Source organism: Streptomyces sp. NPDC059679 (assembly GCF_042734105.1).
GTDB lineage: Bacteria > Actinomycetota > Actinomycetes > Streptomycetales > Streptomycetaceae > Streptomyces.
This window is the reverse complement of sequence record NZ_JBHWES010000012.1, coordinates 22,871-45,842: the sequence shown is the minus strand read 5'-3', so window position 1 is coordinate 45,842 and position 22,972 is coordinate 22,871. Positions and strand designations below refer to the sequence as shown.

At 72.8% G+C, this 22,972-nt stretch carries 9 protein-coding genes; all 9 read right to left on the bottom strand.

Annotated elements, in window-relative coordinates; translation table 11 throughout:
- Position 1: 1 nt before the first annotated feature.
- Entirely contained in the window at positions 2-862 is an 861-nt protein-coding gene (locus ACFV2X_RS15945; protein ID WP_385616515.1) for an SAM-dependent methyltransferase, read from the bottom strand.
- A 42-nt stretch (positions 863-904) separates the two neighbouring features.
- Complete coding sequence (locus ACFV2X_RS15940) at positions 905-13,897, bottom strand: type I polyketide synthase (RefSeq protein ID WP_385616513.1); 12,993 nt, start codon at positions 13,895-13,897, stop codon at positions 905-907.
- Between the two features lie 54 nt (positions 13,898-13,951).
- A complete protein-coding gene (locus ACFV2X_RS15935; protein WP_385616511.1) occupies positions 13,952-14,272 on the bottom strand; it encodes a BBE domain-containing protein in 321 nt (106 codons plus the stop codon).
- A 397-nt stretch (positions 14,273-14,669) separates the two neighbouring features.
- The gene (locus ACFV2X_RS15930) at positions 14,670-15,668 is read right to left on the bottom strand and encodes a radical SAM protein (RefSeq protein ID WP_385616509.1); all 999 of its coding nucleotides are present in this window, start codon (positions 15,666-15,668) and stop codon (positions 14,670-14,672) included.
- Positions 15,662-17,311 carry an AMP-binding protein gene (locus ACFV2X_RS15925; RefSeq protein ID WP_385616507.1) on the bottom strand — a complete coding sequence of 550 codons (1,650 nt, stop codon included), beginning with the start codon at positions 17,309-17,311 and terminating at the stop codon, positions 15,662-15,664. Before ACFV2X_RS15925 ends, ACFV2X_RS15930 begins: the two co-directional genes overlap by 7 nt.
- Positions 17,308-19,311 carry a prolyl oligopeptidase family serine peptidase gene (locus ACFV2X_RS15920; protein WP_385616505.1) on the bottom strand — a complete coding sequence of 668 codons (2,004 nt, stop codon included), beginning with the start codon at positions 19,309-19,311 and terminating at the stop codon, positions 17,308-17,310. The genes ACFV2X_RS15925 and ACFV2X_RS15920 overlap by 4 nt, the downstream gene beginning before the upstream one ends.
- A gap of 38 nt (positions 19,312-19,349) precedes the next feature.
- Entirely contained in the window at positions 19,350-20,627 is a 1,278-nt protein-coding gene (locus tag ACFV2X_RS15915; protein WP_385616503.1) for an MFS transporter, read from the bottom strand.
- Positions 20,618-21,370: a hypothetical protein gene (locus ACFV2X_RS15910; protein ID WP_385616501.1), complete on the bottom strand. Its 753-nt coding sequence runs from the start codon at positions 21,368-21,370 to the stop codon at positions 20,618-20,620. The genes ACFV2X_RS15915 and ACFV2X_RS15910 overlap by 10 nt, the downstream gene beginning before the upstream one ends.
- Positions 21,371-22,960 (bottom strand): amino acid adenylation domain-containing protein, encoded by a 1,590-nt coding sequence (locus ACFV2X_RS15905; protein WP_385616499.1) that lies wholly within the window; start codon positions 22,958-22,960, stop codon positions 21,371-21,373.
- Positions 22,961-22,972 lie beyond the last annotated feature (12 nt).

The window sequence follows — 22,972 nt, the reverse complement described above, 5'->3', positions numbered from 1 at the left end:
ATCAGCCCCCGGCCGGACACTCGGGGCGCTTGGCGGTCAGGACCACATAGCCGAGCTTGAGCGACGAGTTCATCCGCGCCCACTCCGCCACGAGCGTGTCGAACCGCTCGGTGTCGACGCCGAAGGCCGCCGCGTAGGCGGCGGAGTTGGCGACGACGGCACCGCCCAGGGCATCCATGGACGGGCGGATGATGTCGTCGCCCAGGTCGGCCAGCTCCTCCAGCCGCAGGCCCGCGCCGAGGATCAGCCGGGGGTACTCCACCAACTCGATATGGGCCGGGACCGCGAACATCGAGCGGCCGCGCTCGACGGCGCCGCGGTCCCGCCTCGCGACCGGCTCCCGCAGCACGACGTCCATGACGGCGAGCCGTCCGCCGGGGCGGAGCACCCGAGCGATCTCCCCCAGCACCTGCGCCGGGCTGGGCATATGGAACATGCACTCCAGCGCCCATACGGCATCGAACGAGGCGTCGGGGAACGGCAGCGTCATGGCGTCGGCGCGGACGAATCGCACCCGGTCGGCGACCCCCTCCCGCTCGGCGAGCGCTGTCGCCCGCTCGATCTGTACGGGGCTGACGGTAACGCCGACGACCTCGGCCGGCCCGCTCCGCGCCAGCCGTACGGTCGGCCTGCCGGAGCCGCAGCCCACGTCCAGCACCCGGCGGCCCGCGATGTCGCCGAGTTTGCCGATGAGGTGGTCGGTCAGCCGGTCGGCGGCGACTCCGAGGGAGCTTCCGTCGTGCGGATGCGGCCAGTAGCCGAAGTGGAGGTTGCCGCCCGCCGCCTCTCCGATCAGGTCGGTGAGACGGTCGTAGTAGTCGGCCACGTGGTCGGGGGAGATGTTCTGCGATGCGGTGGTCATGGCACTCCAGTCGTTCGTCCCTGGCTTCGAGCGTTTCGTCGTTCAGGAGAGACCGAGGTCGTTTCTGATGAAATCCAGCACCTCGGCGGCCGTGGCGGACGCCAGCCTGCCCTCGCCCTCGCCGTCACCGCCTGCCGCCGGACCGTCGGACTCGTTCCACTTCAGGAGAAGGGCCTGCAACCGGGCCGTCACCCGCGCCCGGACCGGATCGTCCCCGTCCACCCGGGACAGCGCCGCTTCCAGCCTGTCGAGCTCGGCCAGCACCGGGGCCACCCGCGCCGCTTCGCCGCCGCCCAGCACCTGCTCCCCGACGTGACGGGCGAGTTCGTCGGGCGTGGGGTGGTCGAAGACGAGGGTGGTGGACAGCCGGAGACCGGTGGCGGCGTTGAGCCGGTTGCGGAGCTCCACTGCGGTCAGGGAGTCGAAGCCCAGGCCGCGGAAGTGCGCACCGGGATGGACGGTGTCCGGATCGTCGCGGCCCAGCACGAGGGCGGCGTGCGAGCGGACCAGCGAGAGCAGGATCTCGTGCTGCTCGGCCGGGCCGTGACCGTCGAGGCGGGTATGCAGGGGGGACGGCCCGGTGGTGGCGGACACGGGGCGTGTTCGCCGTGTCCTGGATCCGACCAGGCCCCGGTACAGGGGCGGCACGGTCGACGAACCGGGGTGCGGATCCGGGGTGTCGAGGCGGGCGGGGACGAGGACGGGGCGGTGGTGGCCGAGGGCCGCGTCGAAGAGGTCGAGCGCCTGCCCGGTCGTGAGTGGGCTGATGCCGAGCCGGGCCAGCCGGGCGCGGTCGGCCTGGTCCAGGTGCCCGGTCATACCGCTGCTCTGCTCCCACAGCCCCCACGCCAGCGACACCGCCGGAAGGCCCGAACCGCGTCGGTGGTGGGCGAGCGCGTCCAAGAAGGCGTTGGCCGCGGCGTAGTTGCCCTGCCCGGGCGAGCCGAGCAGACCGGCGACTGAGGAGAAGAGGACGAACGCGGCCACGTCGGCGTGGCGGGTGAGGGCGTGCAGATGCCAGGCGGCGTCGGCCTTGGCGGCCAGGGCGGCGTCCAGGTGGCGGGGGGTGAGCGATCCGAGGGTGGCATCGTCGACGACCCCCGCCGCGTGGATGACGGCGGTCAGCGGTCGCTCGGCCGGGATCGCCCCAAGGAGCCGGGCGACAGCCGCCCGGTCGCCGAGATCGCAGGCGGCGATGGTGACCCGCGCGCCCAGCTCGGTCAGCTCCCGCCGCAGCTCCTCGGCGCCCGGGGCGTCGGGGCCGCGCCGACCCGTCAGCAGCAGATGTCGGGCGCGCCCGGTGCCCGCCAGATGGCGGGCGAGGGCGGCGCCCAGGGTGCCCGTACCGCCGGTGATCAGCACGGTGTCCTCGGCGTTCCAGCCGGCCGGGACGGTGAGCACGTTCTTTCCGATGTGGCGGCCTTGTTGCAGATGGCGGAAGGCGTGCTCCGCCTGCCGGATGTCCCAGCAGGTCCTCGGCAGGGGCGCCAGGACGCCGCGCTCGAACAGGTCCAGTACGGTGCGCAGGATCTGCCCGACCCGCTCCGGCCCGGCCTCCAGCAGGTCGAACGCCCGGTAGAGCACGCCCGGATGGTCCAGTGCCACCTGCCGCGGGTCGCGGATATCGCTCTTGCCCATCTCCAGGAACCGGCCTCCGTCACGCGCCACCAGGCGCAGTGAGGCGTCGACGAACTCATGGGCCAGGCAGTCCAGGACGACATCGATCCCGCGCCCGCCGTGGGTCGCCGCGAAGCGCTGCTCGAACTCCAGCGTGCGCGACGAGGCCAGATGGGCGTCGTCGATGCCCTGGGCGCGCAGGATGTGCCACTTGCCGGGGCCGGCGGTGGCGTACACCTCGGCGCCCAGATGGCGCGCCAGTTGTACGGCGGCCATGCCCACCCCGCCGGCCGCGGCATGGATCAGCACCGATTCCCCCGGCTGCAGACGCGCCAGGTCGACCAAGCCGTGGTAGGCGGTGGCGAACACGATCGGGACCGACGCGGCCTGGGCGAACGACCAGCCGTCGGGGATCCGCGCCAGGGTCGCCCGCTCGGCCACGGCGACCGGGCCGAACGCCTCGGGGAAGATGCCCATCACCCGGTCCCCGGGGGCGAGCTCGCGGACCTCCGCCCCGACCTCGAGGACGATCCCCGCCCCCTCACTGCCCAGCGCCGTCCGCCCGGGCACCACGCCCAGCGCGATCAGCACATCGCGGAAGTTCAGCCCCGCGGCCCGCACCGCGACCCGTACCTCGCCCGGGCCGAGCGGCACCGCCGCGGCCGGGGACGCGGTCGCCGTCAACCCGTCCAGGCTGCCCGCGCCGGGGCACTCCAACCGCCAGCCTTCCGGCCCCCGCGGCAGGGCCAGACCGCTGTCGTCGGCGCCGTCGCCCGGGCGCACCAGGCGCGGGGCCAGCGCCCGGCCGCCGCGGACCGCCAGCTGCGGCTCGCCGAGGCCGAGCGAGCCGAGCCCGAGCGCGCCGAGCAGCGCCGCGCGGGACTCCTGGGCGCCGTCCATGTCCACCACGGTGAAGCTGCCCGGATGCTCCGACTGGCCGGAGCGCACCAGCCCCCAGACCGCCGCCCCCGCCAGATCCCGTACCGGCTCGCCCGGCCTGGTGGCGACCGCGCCGGAGGTGAGCAGCACCAGGTGTGCGTCGGCGAGCCCGTCCTCGCCGAGCCATCGCTGAAGCAGCTCCAGCACCTGGCCGGTTCTCGTGCGCACCGTCTGTGCCTGTTGGCTTGCGCTGTCGGCTCCCGGGGCTTCGTGGCAGGCCGCGATGACGAGGTCCGGGACGGGGGCGCCCGCCGCCACGGAGCGCAACAGCTCCTCCAGGTCCGCGTATCGCTCCACGCCGTCGAGCACGGGTGCCAGGCCGAGGGCGTCCGTTCCGGTCAGCGCACACCGGGGCAGGGCCGGGGGCGGCGTCGGCAGCGGCACATCCGTCCAGTCCAGGCCGTACAACGAGGTGCGCACCGCCGCCTCGGCCCCGTGCAAGGCGCCTCGTGGCACCGGGCTCAGCGTCAGCGACTCCACCGACACGACCGGCCGGCCGGCCGCGTCGGACACGGCGACGGCCACGGTGTCAGGACGGAGCCTTCGCAGTCGTACCCGCAGGGCCGACGGTCCCGCCGTACGCAGCGAGACCCCTTGCCAGGCGAACGGCAGGCCCTGATCCGGGCCGCCCAGGCCACCCGTCGGCCGTGTGCCGTCGGGCTCCACCAGCCACATGGTCTGCAGGGCCGCGTCGAGGAGCGCGGGGTGCAGCCCGAAGCGGGTTGCGTCACCGGCCAGTTGGTCGGGGAGGCGGACCTCGGCCAGCGTCTCGTCGCCGTGCCGCCATGCCGCGGCCAGCCCTTGGAAGGCCTCCCCGTACTCGAACTCGGCCTCGGCGAACCGGTCGTAGACCCCGGTGACGTCCAAGGACTCGGCGCCGGCCGGCGGCCAGGCCGTGGCCCATGACCCGAACGGCTCGTCGCCCTCGGGGGCGTGGCCATTGTGCCCCGTGCCATCGTCGAGGCTGACGTCGTGGGCCGTCGCCAGCGTGCCGATGGCGTGCCGTGTCCACGTGCAGTCGTCTGTCGGCCGGGCGTGGATGCTCAGCCCACGGCGGCCGGACTCGTCGGCCGCCCCCACCGCCACCTGCAGCACCACCTCGCCGTCGGCGGGCAGCGGCAGCGGCGCGTGCAGGGTCAGCTCCTCCACACGGTCGCAGTCCACGTACGCCCCGGCCCGCAGCGCCAGCTCCACGAACGCGGTGCCCGGCAGCAGAGTGGTGCCGGCGATGACGTGGTCGGCCAGCCAGGGGTGGGTACGCGGCGAGATCCTGCCGGTCAGCAGACAGCCATCGCCTTCCGCGAGCCCCACGGCGGCGCCGATCAGCGGGTGCTCCGGCGCGTCGAGCCCGGCGGCCGTCACATCGCCGGCCGCCGCCGGGGCGGGCAGCCAGTAGCGCCGGTGCCGGAAGGCATAGGTGGGCACGTCGATCTGGTGTGGCGTCGGCCGCGGCCGTGCGACGTAGTGGCGCGTCCAGTCGATGGGGCGGCTGTGGGCGTGGACCGTGGCGAGCGCGCCGAGGACGCTGTGCCTCTCGCCCCGCTCCGGATGGAGCAGGAAGACGGCCACGGGATCGTGCGCGGCGAGGTTGTGGTGGACGAGGGCGGTGAGGGTGGCGTCGGGGCCGAGTTCCAGGAACGTGGTCACACCGCGGGCGTGCAGCCGCTCCACGGCCCGCGCGTAGTGGACGGTACGCCGGGCCTGGAGAGGCCAGAACGCGGCCGTGCCGGGGTCGGGTGTGTCGTCGCCGTCCGCCGACGCGGTGACGAGGGGAGTGTGGGATTGGTGGTAGGTCAGGGTGTCGGCGGTGCGCCCGATCTCGCCGAGCAGGGGCTCCATATGAGGGGAGTGGAAGGCGCCGCTGACCTGGAGGGGGGTGACCTTCCTGCCCTGCGCGCGGAAGCCGTCGGCGACCTGGTGCACGGCGTCATGGTCGCCGGTGATGACCAGGGACGCGGGGGTGTTGATCGCGGCGATGTCGACCCGGTCCGCCAACTCGGCGAGGCGGGGCCGCAGCTCCGCCTCGGTGGCCTCGACGGCGACCATGGCTCCGGCCGCCGGAAGGTCCCGCATGGCGCGGGCGCGGGCCGCCACCAGCGCCGCGGCGTCGGGCAGGCTGAGGATGCCCGCCAGATGGGCGGCGGTCAGCTCGCCCAGGGAGTGCCCGGCCAGATAGTCGGGGGTGAGCCCGAACTCCTCGGTGACCATGCGGTGCAGCGCGGTCTGGAGGGCGAAGAGGGCCGGTTGGGCGTAGGCGGTCCGGTGCAGCAGCGCCGACGTATCGCTCTTCTCGTCGGCGAACATCACCTCCATCAGAGGGTGTTCCAGATGCGGGTCCAGATGGGCGCACACCTCCTCCAGCGCCTCGGCGAACGCCGCGGACGAGCGGTACAACCCGCACCCCATGCCGGGGCGCTGAGTGCCCTGCCCCGAGCACACAAAGGCGACCTTGCCCTGTCGTCCCGCCGCCACGCCCTGGACGACCGTGCCATCGGGCGCGCCCGACACCAGGGCGTCCAGGGCGTGCCGGAAGTCGTCGTGGCCGGTGCCGAGGAGCACGGCCCGGTGCTCGAAGGTGGCCCGTCCGCGCGCGAGGGAGTACCCCACGTCGGCGGGGTCGACATCCGGGTGCTCGGCCGTATACGCCCGCAACTTCCCGGCCTGGGCCCGCAGGGCCGCCTCCGACCTGGCGGAAATGGGCCAGGGGAGCAGGGAGGGCACGGGGGCTGTCGGTGCCGGGTCCGGCTCCGGCCGCGGCGCCTGTTCCAGGATCACATGGGCATTGGTGCCGCTCACGCCGAAGGACGACACCCCAGCCCGCCGGGGGCGCCCGGTGTCCGGCCACGGCTGGTCCTCGGTCAGCAGCCGCACCGCACCCGCCGACCAGTCCACATGCGGCGACGGCTCGGACACATGCAGCGTGCGCGGCAGCATCCCGTGCCGCAGGGCCAGCACCGTCTTGATGACCCCGGCGATACCGGCGGCCGACTGGGCGTGCCCGATGTTGGACTTGACCGTACCGAGCCACAGCGCCCGGTCCGCCGGCCGCCCCTGTCCGTAGGTGGCGAGCAGGGCCTGGGCCTCGATCGGATCGCCGAGCGTCGTCCCCGTGCCATGCGCCTCGACCGCGTCCACTTCGGCCGCGGTGACCCCGGCGGCGGCCAGGGCGGCCCGGATGACCCGCTGCTGCGAGGGGCCGTTGGGGGCGGTCAGCCCATTGCTGGCACCGTCCTGGTTGACGGCGCTGCCGCGTACGAGAGCCAGCACACGATGGCCGTTGCGCCGCGCGTCCGACAGCCGCTCCACCACCACCATGCCCACGCCCTCGCCCCAGCCGGTGCCGTCGGCCGCGGCGGAGAACGCCTTGCACCTGCCGTCCGCCGCCAGGCCCCGCTGACGGGAGAACTCCACGAAGTTGAACGGAGTCATCATGACCGTGACGCCGCCCGCCAGGGCCAGTGAGCATTCACCGGCCCGGAGCGACTGGCAGGCCAGATGGAGCGCCACGAGCGAGGACGAGCAGGCGGTGTCGATGCTGACCGCCGGGCCCTCCAGGCCGAGCGCGTACGAGACACGCCCCGAGGCGACGCTGTTGTTGCTGCCCGTCAGCGCGTAGCCCTCGCACACCTCCGCCAGTTCGGACGGCGTCTGCCGCAGCCGCGCGCTGAAGTCCTGCGCGTTGCTGCCGGTGAAGACGCCCGTCGGACTGCCCTGGAGGTCGTGGGGGTTGATCCCGGCTCGTTCGAGGGCTTCCCAGGACGTCTCCAGGAGCAGCCGTTGCTGGGGGTCCGTCGCCGTGGCCTCCCGTGGGCTGATCCCGAAGAACTCCGGGTCGAAGTCGCCCGCGTCGTGGAGGAAGGCGCCCTGTCGGCTGTACGAGGTGCCCGGCCGGTCCGGATCGGGGTCGAAGAGCCTCGCCAGGTCCCAGCCCCGGTCGGTCGGGAAGTCCCCGACGGCGTCCCGGTGCGCGGTGATGAACTCCCACAGGTCCTCGGGGGAGCCGATCCCGCCGGGATAGCGGCAGGCCCAGCCGACGATGGCGATGGGTTCGGCGGGATCCGGTGCGCCATGTGCCGTAGCGGACGAACCGCCGCTCGCGTCGGCCGTCACCCCGGTGACGTCCGGGCCCGTCGGCGCGCACCGCGCCAGCAGGTCCGCCGCGAGCTTGTCCGGCGTCGGACGGTCGAAGGCGACGGTGGTCGGCAGGCGGAGCCCGGTAACCGCCGCGAGGCGGTTGCGGAGCTCGATGGCCGTCAGCGAGGTGAACCCCAGGTCGCGGAAGGCCCGGTCCGTGGGGATTGCCTGGGGCGCGGCGTGCCCGAGGACGGCGGCCGTGTGCGAGCTGATGAGGTCGAGGAGCGTCTGGTGCCGCTCGGCCGGGCTCTGACCCGCCAGGCGGGCACGGAGGCTCGCGGTGGTGTCGGCCGCCTCGTCCGCGCCGTCGGTGGCGGCCGGGGCCGGGCGGCGGCTCCCCGGGATGTCGCGGGTGTGCGGCGCCGGCGTGAGCTTCTTCCAGTCGACATCGGCGACGACGAGCTGGGCGTGGGGCGAGACGACGGCGCGCTCCAGAGCGGCCAGCGCCAGGCGTGGCGGCATGGGAGGAAAGCCGCGGTTGCGCAGGTACGTCTGCGCGGACTGTGTGTTCGCGAGCCCGTCGCCGTCCCAGTTGCCCCAGGCGATGGAGGTGGCGGCAAGACCCCGGGCCCTTCGGTGCTGCGCGAGGGCGTCGAGGTAGGCGTTGGCGGCCGCGTAGTTGGCCTGGCCCGCGGCGCCGAAGGGCGCCGCGACGGACGAGAAGAGGACGAACGCGTCGAGGGGGTGGTGCCGCGCGAGGGCGTGCAGATGGTGTGCGGCGTGGGACTTGGGCCCCAGAACGGAGGCGAGGTGGTCCGGGGTCTGTGCGGCGAGGGTGCTGTCGTCGAGGACGCCCGCGGTGTGGACGACCGCGGTGAGGGGGCGGTCCGAGGGGACATCGGCGAGGAGATCCGCGAGCGCGCCGGGGTCGGCCGTGTCACATGCGGCGAGGGTCACGGTGGCGCCGAGTTCGATGAGCCGGTCACGGAGCGCGGTGGCGCCGGGGGCGCTGGGCCCTCGCCGACTCACCAGCAGCAGATGGCAGTCGGGGTGGCGTTCGGCGATGCGGTGGGCGACGCGGGAGCCGAGGGCCCCGGTGCCGCCGGTGATGAGGACGGTGCCACGGGGCGTCCACGGCCGGTCCTCCTCCGCTGCGGCGGTGGACGGTGTCCGGACCAGGCGCCGGGTGCGCGGGCCGGTGGCGCGCAGCGCGAGTTCGTCCTCGTCGTGACAGGTGGTCAGCGCCGTGACGAGGCCGCGGAGGACCCGCTCGGTGAGCGTGTCCGGAAGGTCGATGAGTCCGCCCCACAGATCGGGGTGTTCAAGGGCGGCGGTGCGTCCCAGCCCCCAGACCATCGCCTGGAGGGGGTGATCGAGCGTATCGGCGGACGAGGTGGCGACGGCCTCGTGGGTGGCCAGCCACAGCCGTGGCGCGATGTCCTCGCGTGCGATGAGCGCCTGGATCAGAGTGAGGGTGAGGGCGGCGCCGACGGGCACCTCGGGGTGGCCCGGATGCGGTGCCTCGTCGAGGGCGAGCAGCGAGAGCACACCGCCGATGGCCGGCCCATCGCTCGCGATCGCCTGTGTGAGGTGCCGCTCCAGCAGGGGGAGTTCGGTGTGCGTGCCGTCGAGGACGAGGGTGGCGATGGGCAGCCCCTGGCGTTCCAGCGCGGTCAGGACGGCACTGACGTGGGGGTGATCGGTCAGCCCGGCGGAGATCGCGACAAGCCATCGGCCGGACGGCCGGGGGTCGGCGGCGGCGAGGTCGACCGGCTTCCAGACGTCGCGGTAACACCAGGTGTCGGTGATGGCCTGGTCGCGACGGCGACCGTGCCAGGCGGACAGGGCCGGTAGCAGCGCGTCCAGCGAGGTGCCCGGCTCGACATCGAGGAGCGCGGCGACGGCGTTGGTGTCCTCGCCCTCGACCGCCTCCCAGAAGCGTCCCGCGGCGAGGTCCGTACCCGCCGCCTTGTCCTCGGCGGAGTCGTGGAGCCAGTAGTGGTGGTGTTGGAAGGGGTAGGTGGGGAGGTCGATGTGGGGTGGGGTGGGGCGCAGGGGCTGGTAGTGGTGGCGCCAGTCGATGGTGTGGCCGTGGATGTGGGCCTGGGCGAGGCCGGCGAGGATGTGGTGGGTGTCGTCGTGGTCGCGATGGAGCGAGGCGATGACGGTGGTGGTGTGGTCGGTGGTCTCGGTGGTGGCCGTGATGGCGGGGATGAGCGTGGGGTGTGGGCTGACTTCGATATAGGTGTGGTGGTCGGTCTCGGTGAGGGCGTGGACGGCGTCGGCGAACCGTACGGGGCCGCGGAGGTTGCGGTACCAGTAGTCGGCGTCGAGTTCGGTCGGCTCGGCCCATCGGCCGTCGACGGTGGAGTAGAAGGGGATGTCGGTGGCGCGCGGGGCGATGCCGTCCAGCAAGTCGGGCAGCCGCTCGGCCACGGCGTCCATATGGGGGCAGTGGGAGGCGTAGTCGACCGGGATGCGTTTCGCCCGTACGTCGTGGGCGTGGTAGTGGTCGAGCGCTTCGTCGAGTGCGTCGGTGTTCCCCGAGATGACCGTTGCCGTGGGGGAGTTGATGCCGGCCACCCATAGCCGGTCGGGCCAGTGGGTGTGCAGATCCTCGGTGACCTGGTCCGCGGGCAGGGGCACGGAGGCCATGCCCCCGGCGCCCCGTACGGCCTGGAGGGCCTGGCTGCGCAGGGCGATGACCTTGGCCGCGTCGTGGAGCGTCAGGGCGCCGCAGACGTGGGCCGCGGCGATCTCGCCCTGGGAGTGGCCGAGGACGGCGTCCGGTTCGATGCCGTAGGAGCGCCAGAGCGCGGCCAGGGACACCATGATCGAGAACAGGGCGGGCTGGACGATGTCGGCGCGCTGCCATACGGGGTCGTCGGCGGGCCGGTGGAGGATATCGGTGAGTGTCCAGTCGACGAAGGGGGAGAGGGCCTGTTCGCAGGCGGCCATCCGCTCGGTGAAGACGGGTGAGCCGTTCAGCAGCCGTAGGCCCATGCCCGCCCATTGGCCGCCTTGTCCCGGGAAGACGAAGACGATACGGCCGTCGGCGGTGGTGGCACGGTCCGCCGTCTGGTGGACCGCCGGGTCGGGCCGGCCAGTGGCGAGGGCGTCCAGGCCGTGGAGGAGCTGTTCGCGGTCGGAGCCGATGAGGACGGCGCGGTGATCGAAGGTGGCGCGGCCGGTGGCGAGGGTGTGGCCGACGTCGGCCGGTTGGAGCTGTGGCTGGGCGGTGAGGTGTTCGTGCAGGCGGCGGGCCTGGTCGCGGAGCGCCTGGGGCGTCTTCGCCGAGACCACCCAGGGCAGGACAGGCCCGGCCTCGGCGGCATCCCCCTCGGGAGCCGTCGTGGACGATGGCGTTGCCTGCTCGAGGATGACATGGGCGTTGGTACCGCTCACACCGAAGGACGACACGCCCGCCCGGCGCGGGTGGCCTCGCTCTGGCCAGGGCACCGGCTCCGTCAACAGCCGTACGGCCCCCGCCGACCAGTCCACGTAATCCGACGGCTTGTCGACGTGCAGGGTGCGCGGCAGCACACCGTGCCGGAGCGCGAGCACCATTTTGATGACCCCGATGACGCCCGCGGCCCACTGGGTGTGTCCGATGTTCGACTTGATCGAGCCCAGCCACAGCGGCCGGTCGGCCGTACGCCCCTGTCCGTAGGCGGCCAGCAGCGCCTGCGCCTCGATCGGATCGCCCAACCGGGTACCGGTGCCGTGCCCCTCCACCGCGTCGACCTCCGGAGCCGACACCCCGGAATTGACCAGGGCCGCCCGGATGACCTGTTGCTGTGATGGACCGCTGGGCGCCGTGAAGCCGTTGCTCGCCCCGTCCTGGTTGACGGCGGAGCCCCGTACCACCGCCAGCACCTGGTGTCCGAGCCGTCGCGCGTCGGACAGCCGCTCGACGAGCAGCATGCCCACGCCCTCGGACCAGCCGGTTCCGTCCGCGGCGGCCGCGTACGCCTTGCAGCGGCCGTCCGGAGCCAGACCGCGCTGTCGCGAGAACTCGATGAACATGCCAGGGGTCGAGAGGACCGTCGCCCCGCCGACCAGGGCCAGCGAGCACTCTCCGGCCCGCAGCGCCTGGGCCGCCAGATGCAGGGCGACCAGGGACGAGGAGCACGCCGTGTCCACGGACACCGCCGGCCCCTCAAGACCGAGGACGTAGGAGATCCGTCCCGAGGCGGCGGCGCCGATGTTGCCGGTCAGCAGATGGCCCTCCAGCTCCGGCGACGCCTGGTGCATACGGGGGCTGTAGTCCAGCGGGGCCACGCCGACGAACACCCCGGTGCGGCTGCCGCGCAGCGTCGTCGGGTCGATCCGCGCCCGTTCAAGCGCCTCCCATGAGGTCTCCAGGAGCAGCCGCTGCTGGGGATCCATGGCCGTGGCCTCGCGGGGCGCGATACCGAAGAACTCGGCGTCGAACTTGTCGGCGTCGTGCAGGAATCCCGCTTCGCGCTGGTAGTACGTGCCGGGCCGGGCGGGGTCCGGATCGTAGAGCTGCAGCGGATCCCAGCCCCGGCCCTGCGGGAAGGGGGAGAGGGCGTCGGTGCCCGTGGCGACCAGCTCCCACAGTTCCTCCGGGGTACGGGCGCCCCCGGGGAAGCGGCCCGCCATGCCGATGACGGCGATCGGCTCGTCGTCGGCCCTGGCCGGACCGGCCGCCGCCGCGGGGTCGGGTCGGCCGTCCGCGCCCGGCTGTTGGCCGCCCTGGTGGCCGAAGAGCCGGGAGAGCAGATGGTCGGCGACGGCGGCGGGCGTCGGATGGTCGAAGGCGAGGGTGAAGGGCAGCAGCAGCCCGGTGGCGTCGTGCAGGCGGTTGCGCAGCGCGACCGCAGCGGCGGAGTCGAAGCCCGAGGCGACGAAGTGCTCCTGCTCCGCGATGCCGCGGCCCGGCGCGTCCGCACCGGCGACTTCTTCGAGGACCTTGGCCGCCTCGGCCCCCACCAGCTCGCGCAGCCGCCGCTTCCGCTCCGCGGTGGAGAGCCGGGCAAGCCGCTCCACCAAGGGGGGCCGGCGGGCCTCCGCCGGGTCCGGGGCGTCGGCGAGCTCTACGGACGCGTGCGCGGGCGGTTCGAGGGGCAGGGTGATCAGGTGGCCGCCCGGCACCGAGAACGCCGCTCGGTGGTCGTCCAGCGCGCCCCGTACGTACAGCTCGGCCAGCGCGGTACGGAAGGACGCGAGGGCGGCCTGTCCGCGATGCAGCGTCGGCACGATCACGACGGGCTCACCGCCCACCACCTCCTCGGCGGTGGCCTGCACACACATGGTCAGCATCGGGTGCGGGCTCAGCTCCACGAAACAGCGTGTGCCCTGCCGCAGCAGCCCCGTGACGACGCTCTCGAAGCGGACCGGGTCGGCGAAGTTCCGGTACCAGTAGGCCGCGTCGAGCCCCAGGGTCTCCAGCGGACCCCCGACGACCGAGGAGTGGAACGGCACCCGCGACGCCCCCGCCGTGACCGATGACAGCGACTCCAGCAGGCCGTCCTTGAGGGGGGCCATGAACGGCGAGTGCGCCGGGATGTCGATCGCCACCTCGCGGGCCCGGACACCGGCACGGGCGAGTTCCGCCAACAGCTCTTCGGCGGCCGGCCGATCGCCGGAGACGACCGTGGCCATCGGGCCGTTGACCGCGGCGATCGTCAGTCTGCCCGGCCACCGCCGCAACAACGGAAGCAGCTGCGCCTCGGATCGCGCGACCGCGATCAGCGCACCCGACCCGGAGAGCGTCGCCTGGACCCGGCTGCTCTCGATCACCACGCGCGCCGCGTCGGACAGCGGCAGGGCGCCGCAGAGATGGGCCGCCGCGATCTCCCCGACGCAGTGCCCCACGATCGCCGCCGGGCTCACCCCATGTGTCCGCCACAGCTCGGCCAGCCCCACCATGACGGCGAACAGTGTCGGCTGCACCACGTCGGTCCCCTCCAGGGGCGGCGCGCCCGGCGCGCCGCGCAGCACCGCCTCCGGTGACCAGGGGACATACGGTTCGAACGCCTCCGCGCAGGCGTCGACCGCCCGACGGAACGCGGGGGAGACCGTCAGCAGGTCCACGGCCATACCGGGCCACTGGGTGCCCTGGCCGGGGAAGACGAACGCGACCCCGTCGCCGGCCGCGGCCGCCGTGCGCCGTACGACACCGGGGGCGTCCTCACCCCGGGCCACCGCGTCGAGCCCCCGCAGATACCCCTCCCGGTCCGCCGCGACCACCGCCGCGCGATGAGGGAGCGCCGGGCCGCCGCTCGCCAGCGTGTGGCCGATGTCTTCCGGACGGAGCCGCGGGTGGTCGGCGACATGGTCGTGGAGCCGCCGCGCCTGGGCCTGCAGCGCGGTTCCGGTGTGCCCGGAGAGGATCCACGGATGACCGGCCACTGCGAACTCGTTCTGGGCATTGGGCAACCGAACCGTCTCCAAACCGAACGAGGCAGCAGTTCTGCGGCAGAGCTGTTCGGTTTATAGAGCAAAGCGGCAGAGCGACGGTGGCATCCCACTTGACAGCGCCTCAGGTGACGGTCGAGGCCGCGGCGCCCGGGGGAGGCTCCTACGCGCTGGGGCGGGAGCGATGTTGTTGTTGTGGCGGAGCAGGTTCCGCGGATCCCACACCGCCTTGATCTCCGCGAGCCGCCGGTACTTGGCCTCGCTTCCGAGGACGGCCGTGGCCTGGTCGTCGGGGAAGACGATCTGGCCGGAGACGACGTCCGGGCCCAGCGGGTGGGCGCGGTACTCGAAGGCGGTGACGACGCCGAAGTTGCCGCCGCCTCCGCGCAGCGCCAAGAACAGATCCGGGTTCTCCTTCTCGTCCGCGCGGACCTCCCGGCGTCGACGGTGATCATCTCGCAGGCGAGCAGGTTGTCGACAGTGGCGCCGAAGCTCGTCGCCACGCGTGAGGCGCTGCTGGCCGACCTGACGACCTGGTGGCACGGGCCCAGCGGGAGGTGTCGCTCCGGGCGGACGTGAACACATACGACCTGGTCCTGATGATGGTCCCGCTGCCCCCGCGGATCCCCGAGGACGGCGCCGGCGGCGGCCTGTCCGCCGACCTCACCGGCCGCCAGCTGTCCGTCCTCCTCGACGGCCTGCGCGCCCCGGCGCGGAGCGGCTGCCCGGCTCCGCCGCCACTCGCCCGGACCTGGACGAGTTCTTCCGTACGCGGTTCGGAATCTGAACGCGCTCAGGGGCGTGGCGTGGACGCCGTGGGGCCGGTGAAGACGGACCGGCCGGCAACCAGGCCGACCGAGTCCAGGACGCGCATGGCGTGGTCGGAGCGGACGACGAAGCGCTCCTTGCCGTAGATGAGATACCGGTCCGCGTTGCGCCCGTGGGTGAAGTTGATCGTCAGGACATTGGCCCCGGCCAGGAAGCCGCTGCGCTGCCCGTCCTTGCGGTTCTTGGCCAGGGCGCTCACCGCGGGGATCAGCCAGTCCGGCCGTACGATGCGGCAGACGGCCAGTGCGTTGAGCGTCGTGTCGACATCGCCGGGTTCCAGGTGCTCCAGCGGGGTGTGCGGCGCTGGTACGAACGGTGAGAAGCTGCACATATGCGTGCCCAGCTCCCGCGCCATGACGATGTCGTCCGCGATATGTGCCAGCGTCTGACCGGGCAGTCCGACGATTCCGCCGGTGCCCACCTTGAACCCCAGCTCGATGAGATCGGTCAGACAGCGCAGCCGGCTCTCCAGGGTTTCGTGGCGCATCCGCAGATTGAGGTCCGGGTCGCTGGTCTCGTGTTTGAGGATGTAGCTGGTCGCCCCCTGTTCCCGCAGATACGCGTACTCGCCGCGCTTCTTGTTGCCGAGGTTCAGCAGTACTTCGACGTCGTCGTCGTACAACTCCCGGATCCGCGGCAGGGCTTCGCCCACCACACGCGTCGTCTGAGGGATCTCACCGGCCTGGAAGAAGACGACGTTGATGCCGTTGTCCTTGACGACCCGTGCGGCGTCCACGAGATCGTCGGGCCCGGCCAGGAAGGTGTCGTTCTCCCGGGTGTTGTCCCGGCGCATGGGGCAGAAGTCGCAGTTGACCCGGCAGGCGTTGCCGATCTCCGTCACACCGCGCACGACGACGTGGGTGCCGAAGACTTCTTCGCGGATCCGTCGGGCCCGCGCGAAGAGCTCTTCCTGTTCCTTTCCGCGTAAGGCGAGCAGTTCGACCATGTCCTGTTTGGTCAGCACTGAATTGCGCTCCCTTCGGGTGGGGTGAACTCGCGTCGCAATCGATCACGGAGCAGGAATTTCTGCACCTTCCCCGCCGGATTACGGGGCAGGGCACCGACGAGCTCCACACGCTCGGGCCAGTAGTGCTTGGTCACCCGGTGGACGTCCAGGAATTCCTGGACGTCGCTGAGCTTGAGGCTCTTTCCGGGATACAACGCGACGAACAGACAGGCGCGTTCGCCCAGCCGCCGATCGGGCATCGCGACGAGTGCGGATTCGCGTACGGAGGGATGGGCGGCCAGCAGCTGCTCGATGGCGCCGACGGGGATCTTCTCCCCGCCCCGGTTGATCACGTCCTTCGCACGACCGGTGATGCGCAGATACCCGGACGGCTCCAGGACCGCGAGGTCGCCCGTGCGGTACCAGCCGTCGGGGGTGAACGCCTCGGCCGTCCGGTCGTCCCGTCCGAGATAGCCGTCGAAGACGAGCGGGCCGGTCATCTCGAGATGGCCCTCGCATCCGGCGGCGAGCTCGGCGCCCGAGTCGTCGGTCACTCGGAGCCGTACGCCCGCCAGCGGGCGCCCGTCGGTCGCCGCCACCGACTCCGGTTCGTCCTCAGGGGCGGACAGTGTCGCCATGCAGGTTTCCGTGCTGCCCCAGGCCGCGCAGACCCGTACGCCGAGGCGGGCGCGGGCGCGGGCGAGCAGAGCGCGGGGTACGGACGCGCCGGTGATCACGAACGTACGCAGTGCGGCGGGCGCCGTCGCACCGGCCTCGACCGCGTCGACCAGATCGAGCAGGAACGGTGTGGACCCCTGCATAAAGGTGCCGCCCCATTCCCGGAACGCCCGCAGCGCGCGATCGGCGTTCCAGGTCGGCTGCACGATCTGGGCGCTGCCGAGCAGCAGGGACAGCCACATTCCGTAGAGGAACCCGCTGTGGTGCGCCATGGGCGCGGCGATGTGCACCCGGTCGCGCGACGTCAGGCCGAGTCGGTCGGCGGTGAGCAGGGCGGCCCGGTTGAGCGTGTCCATACGGTGCGGGACCCCCTTCGGCTCTCCCGTGGTGCCGGAGGTGAAGAGGAGATGCGCGACATCGTGGGGAGAGGCTCCGGGCGGACGGGCCGACGCTCCGGCGGGCCTGGCCACGGCCACACCTGCGGCGAGCCGGTGCGTGGCGGGCACGGTCGCCGAGGGCGCGGGTGAGTGTCCAGGAGCGATGAGAAGGTGACGCAGGTCCGGGGCCAGCCCCGCCTCCGCCATGGCGCTGACTTCGCAGGGGTGGCCACGGCCGCGGAACGACTCCGGTACGACCAGGACATGTGCGCAGGAGCGGCGCAGCACATGGCCGAGTTCGTGTTCGCGCAGGCTCGGGAGCACCGGGCACACCACGGCCCCGATGCGCAGGAGCGCGAGCGAGACGGTCACGAGGTCGGCGGAGTTGGGGAGCGCGGCGACCACGGTCTGGCCGGGCCGGACGCCCAGACCGGTCAGCACGGTGGCCGTACGGTCTGCCAAGTCGACGAGTTCATGCCAACTTAGGGTGAGATCGTCACCGGTGTCGCGCAGTTCGACGAGGGCGAGGCCATCGGGTTGCTCGCCCGCCCGCCGCCACACCACATCGGCAAGGGAGAGCGATGCGGTGCCGGTTCGCAGGCTCACTTGAGATCCCTCCCTTCGACGTGTTCGACCAGCCAGGCCACGACGCGGCGGCGGTAGTCCTCCTGGTGGCCGAGGGGGCCGTTGTGCATGAAGAGATGTCCGCTCCCGGGGTAGCGCACGAACTCGACCTCGCATCCTTGGGTGCGCAGCGCGGTGAACCACTCCTCGCTCTGACCAATGGGGTTCATGAGGTCGTCCTCGCCGTGCAGCAGGAGCGTGGGCGCCGTGACGTCGCGGACGTACGTCAGCGGCGAACTGGCGGCGTAGCGTTCCGGGGCATCCTGGGGGGTGCCGCCCAGGAGGACGGGTGCGGTCGTCGCGCCGAGCGACGACGTCCCGTACAGGCTGGACCAGTTGGCGACGCCGGCGACGCTGATGCCCGCGGCGAACCGGTCGGTGCGGGCGGTCAGCCAGTTCGTCATGAACCCTCCGTGGCTGGAGCCCATGACGGCGACCTGGCCTTCGGAGGCGAGTCCGTCGCGCACCATGCGGTCGAGGGCGAACAGGAAGTCCTCCTCCTCGCTGAAGCCCGGCCTGCCCAGCGGGGCGCGCATGAAGGCTTCGCCGTAGCCGTCGCTGCCCCGCGGATTGAGCAACAGGACGTTCCAGCCACGGGCCGCCAGGGCCCGGTGGTAGAGGTGGCGCGGGGAGAGGCTGGGACGCCATACGTAGTCGGGCCCGCTGTGAATGTCGAACAGCGTGGGTCCCCGGGTTCCGGCCGGGCGCCCCCGCAGCAGGTATCCGTGCAGTTCCGGGCGGCCCGGTGGGCTGAAGCGGATGTCCTCGGCCGCGGTGACCGTGAACCGCGCTGCCCATGGATTGAGTTCGGTGAGCTTCCGGGGCCCCGGCTCGTCCGTCGGTGTCAGATATACGTCTCCCGGGGTGCGTGCGTCGCCGATGACCAGGGCCAAGGAGTCCGCGGCGGCCGATGCGCTCATGCCCATCACCACGGTGGAGTCGCCGCCGAACCAGGGCGTCGCCCGGCCGCCTCCCGCCGGGGCCCGGTACACCCGGGTGCCCCCGGCCTCCCGTGCGCAGAACAGGAAGTCCCCGGTGCCGAGGAAGAGCGCGGCGGGTGTGGTGCCGCGTGCGGAGGCGACCAGCCGCCGCCCGAATCCGGCGAGGAGGTCGACGGGTTCTCCGTGCGGGCCGTCCACGACGCGGTACAAGCTGGAATGCTGACAGGGGCCCGGGTGGCGCTGCCCCGCGAAGACGATCTGACGCTCCGGGGTCCAGCCGGTCCACACCACCGTGCCGCCCCAGTCGACGAGGTGACGCAGCTCTCCCGTGGCGGCGTCGGCGAGGCACACATCGGCGAGCGGCCAGGGGACATCGCCCGCCGGTCGGCTCACCCCGAGGCTCAGCACCGCTCCGTCCGGCGACCACGCGGGGCCGTGGACGTCGAACCCGCCCCGGGTGAGCTGTCTGACGTCCCCCGTGGCGATATCGGCGATATGCAGATGGCGCCGGGCCTTCGGCACCAGCCCCACGCCGTCGATCTTGTAGCCGAGGTCCCTGACGACATGGGGAGCGCGCCCCGGGGCCTCGCCGCCGTCTTCCTCGGCCGCGACAAAGGCCACCCGCGTGCCGTCCGGCGACCACATCGGGCGCCCGGCGGCCCGCAGGCCCCGGGCGAGCGGACGTACGGTGCGGTCGACGGCGGACCACAGTGCCAGCGAGACACCGGGTTGCCCCGGCTCCCGGACGAGATGGGCGAGCCACCTGCCGTCGGGCGACCAGGCGGGGGCGTCCGCCCCGGCCGGTACGACGGCTTCGGGCTCCTTGGCTCCCTCGGCGGTGTCCCGGACGACCAGCGCGGTGGTCCAGCGATCGCGCGCGGTGTCGGCCCAGCGGACCACGATGGCGACGCGGTCGCCACGGGGGCTCAGGGCGACCTGCTCCGCGGTGCGGAAGCGATGGGCCTCGGCACCGCCGAGATGGGGTGGGCCCTCCGCCGGGCGCGCTGCTCGCCCGTCCACAGGTATGGCTGATGTGTCCACGCTGCTCCAAGAAGTCAGAGAGGTACAACACGGTCGATTCAGGGGGCTGTCGGGCTGGAGGGGCGCGGAGCGGGCGAGGCCCGGGCCAGCGCCGCGTCGATCTTGCGGTTGGTCGTCATGGCCATGCTGCCGAGGGTGGCGACGGCCAGGACCGCCGCACCGATCAGATACGGGGCGCGCAACCCGGCCTCGGTCGCCAGCCAGCCGCCCAGCAGCGCGCCGAGCGGGGCAGGGGCGACGGCCATCAGCCGGGCGGCCGCGGAGACCCGGCCCATGAGGTCGTTGGGCACGACGGCCTGACGTACCGAAGGCCCCAGGACCATCGTGATGCCGAACGCGGCGGCGCGTACGACGATCGCCGCCCCCGCCGCCACCGGTCCGGCGCTGAGACCGAGGGCCAACTGGGCGCCGGCCAGGAGGAAGGCGCTCAGCGTCAGCGCGCCCCCGATGCCGATCCGGTCGGCGAGCCGCCCGGCCAGCGCGGCGCCCGCCAGACCGCCCACCGCTTCGGTGGCCAGCAGCAGTCCGTACCCTGCCGGGCCGAGGTGCAGTTCCTCCTGGGCGAACAGGACGAAGACCGCCGTGCCGGCGCCGAAGGCCAGGTTTCCGACGGCGGGGCGCAGCGACAGCCCGAGCAGCACGGGGTTGCGCACCAAGTAGGCGGCCCCGGCCCGAGCTTCGGCGAGCAGCGGACCTTTTTCGGTCTGTGGCTTGGGAGGTGTCTTCGGCAGCGAGCGGATGGTCAGGGCGCTGAAGAGGAACGTCAGGGCGTCCGCGAGCAGGGGAACGGCGCGGCCGAGGGAGAACATGGCGGCCCCCGCCGGCGGGCCGAGGAAACCGTTCACGGCGGTCTGTGTGCCCTGTAATCGCGTGTTGGCCCGCTTGAGCAACTCGGGGTCCCGGTCGAGGAGTTCGGGCAGATAGGCGGAGGCGGCGGTGTCGTACAGGATCTGGCCGATGCACAGGAAGAACGCGAGCGCGATGAGCAGCGGGATGCCGATGAGCCCGGCGCACACACCGGCCACCGCCGCGAGGAGCAGCGCGGCGCGTGCGGCGTCCGAGATCCACAGGGTGCGGCGGCGGTCCCAGCGGTCGACGAGCGCGCCACCGATCAGGCCGAAGAGCAGCCAGGGCACCCGGGCCGCGGCGGCGACCACGGAGATCACCACCGGGTCGCGCGTCACGCTCGCCGCGAGCAGGGGGAGGGCGGCCAGATGGACGCCGTCGCCGAACGCCGAAACGCCCGAAGCGGCCCATATCCGCCGGAACGCCTTCGGCAGTGTCGCCGGGCCGCGACGCCCCGGCGTCATACGCATGGCGGGTCGGCGAGCAGATCGAGTAACTGTGTTCTGAGCTCCGGCGAGCCCAGGAGATCCCGGCGGGCGGAGGCCGTCTGCCGGTGGCCGACCGATGGCAGGCCGGGCCAGTCGGGCGGCATCGTATGGCCGGTCGAGGAGAGGGCCACACAACGGCCGGGGTAGGGGGAGAAGTCGGCGGATCTGGTGGCGAGGACGAAGTCCAGATAGGCGGTGTACCGGCCCGACAGCCCCACCACGGTCTCGTCGTCGGTGGCACAGCCCAGCGCCTCGGCCAACGCCTCCCGTACGGTGCGCAGCACCCGGTCACGCCACAGCTCCGGCTCGGTGTCCAGGGTGTTGTCCCTGATCAGCGCCTCGATCAGGTCCTCCACATCGTCCCGGCCGATCTGCCCCACCGTGTTCACCAGCGCGTCGCGGAGGGTGAACTCGCCCGGGACGACGGGATCCGCGAGCAGCAGCCCCAGGGTCGGGACACCACGCTCGGCGAGGTGCGCGATCGCGTCCTGGGCCAGCGGAGCCGCGGAGCAGAAGGCGGCGGCCAGCACGGCCGCCCCGTCCGGGACCGCCGATACGGCCGCGTCCACGTAGCAGGCGGCGGTGAAGGGGCGTACCGCGTCCGGGACCGTCACCAACCGACGTGCCACTTCGGGGAGTTGCTTGAACAACAGGTCGAAGCCGCTCGCGACCCGGCGGCCCGGGAAGTCGAACGCGAGGACCATGGCGGATGGGTCGGGCCTCATTCATGTCCTCCGGGGTGGATACACATGGCGTCGGCCGCGCCGCGCCCGGTCGCGTGGCGCGTCGTCCACGGCGGCAGCGGCGGCAGTGGCAGCGGCGGCGAGCGCCGACTTGTCGGTCTTGCCGTTCGGGCCGAGCGGCAGGTGGGGAATCTTCCGCAGCCGCTGGGGCCGCAGATGGGCGGGGAGCGTCACGGCGAGATGTCTGTTCAGCGCGGCCGGATCGACCGGGGCCCGGTCGTCCGCGTCCACGACATAGGCGACCAGGATGGTGTACCCGGACGCGATGACCTCCGTGGCACACGCGGCGTGGCGGACCCCGGGGAAGGAACGGACGGCGGATTCCACCTCGCCCAGCTCGATACGGAAGCCACGCAACTTCACCTGGTCGTCGCGGCGTCCGAGGTAGTGCAGATCGCCCTCCGCGTCCCGCACGGCCCAATCGCCGCTGCGGTAGTGGCGAACCCCTCCCTCCTCGGGCCCGCCACCCACGAACCGCTCGGCCGTCAGCTCGGGCCGGCCCAGGTAGCAGGCGCAGACACCCTCGCCCGCCACCCAGATCTCGCCGGGCGTCCCGGGTGGCGCGGGGTTGCCGTCCTCGTCCCGCAGGGACACCTCGAGATGGGGCAGTGGCCGTCCGATGGGGCTGCCGCCCGGCCGTACGGACTCCAGTAGCTGAGGCGTCAGCCGGCAGAAGGTGACATGGACCGTGGTCTCCGTGATGCCGTACATGTTGATGAGCTCGGCCCCGGGCGCGATGCCCCGGCGCAGCCAGGCGCGCAGGTTCTCGGACTGCAGCCCCTCGCCACCGAAGATCAGATAGCGCAGGGACGGCCAGGCCGGCCCGTTGTCGGACACCTGGTCGAGTCGGCTGAAGACCGACGGCACCTGGTTGAGCACGGTGACGCCCTCGGTCGCGACCAGAGCCTTGAACGCATCGGGATCCGCCAGGGTCTCCTTGTCCACCACGACCAGCCGCGCGCCGTACAGGAGCGCGCCCCAGATCTCCCAGACGCTGAAGTCGAAGCTCGTCGAGTGGCAGAGCGTCCAGACGTCGGCGGACCGGAAGCGGAACAGCGGCCGCGTGTGGTCCATCAGGCTCAGCACGTTGTGGTGGCGGACCACGCACCCCTTGGGGAAACCGGTCGAGCCCGAGGTGTAGATGACGTACGCCACATCGTCGGGCACCCGCGGTGCGAGACCCGCCGGGCGGGCCGCGACGGTCAGGGCTCCGGCCGTGGCCACGGCCTCCTCACCGGGGTCGCAGGGTCCGTCGGTGACGATCAGCCGGGCCGCGGAGTCGTCGAGGATGTAGCGCCGGCGGGCCTCCGGGTAGTCCGGGTCCACCGGCACATATCCGCAACCGGCCTTCAGCACGCCCAGCACCGCGACGGGGAGCTGCGCCCCGCGCCCCACCCGTATCGCGACCAGCCGGTCCTCCCGCAGCACCGGGGAGAGCGCGGCGGCGAGCTCGTCGCTGAGCCGGTCGAGCGTGCGATAGGTCAGGGGCCCGCCGGTGCCGGTGACGGCCGTGTGGTCGGGGTGGGCCCTGGCGACGGCCTCGAATCTCGTGTGCAGGGTGTCGGACGGCACGGCGCTGACTCC

What these genes read in the sequence shown, in the direction of transcription:
- ACFV2X_RS15910 (WP_385616501.1), bottom strand. Translation starts at nt 21,370, where the DNA reads ATGAGGCCCGACCCATCCGCCATGGTCCTCGCGTTCGACTTCCCGGGC.
- ACFV2X_RS15915 (WP_385616503.1), bottom strand. Translation starts at nt 20,627, where the DNA reads ATGCGTATGACGCCGGGGCGTCGCGGCCCGGCGACACTGCCGAAGGCG.
- ACFV2X_RS15945 (WP_385616515.1), bottom strand. Translation starts at nt 862, where the DNA reads ATGACCACCGCATCGCAGAACATCTCCCCCGACCACGTGGCCGACTAC.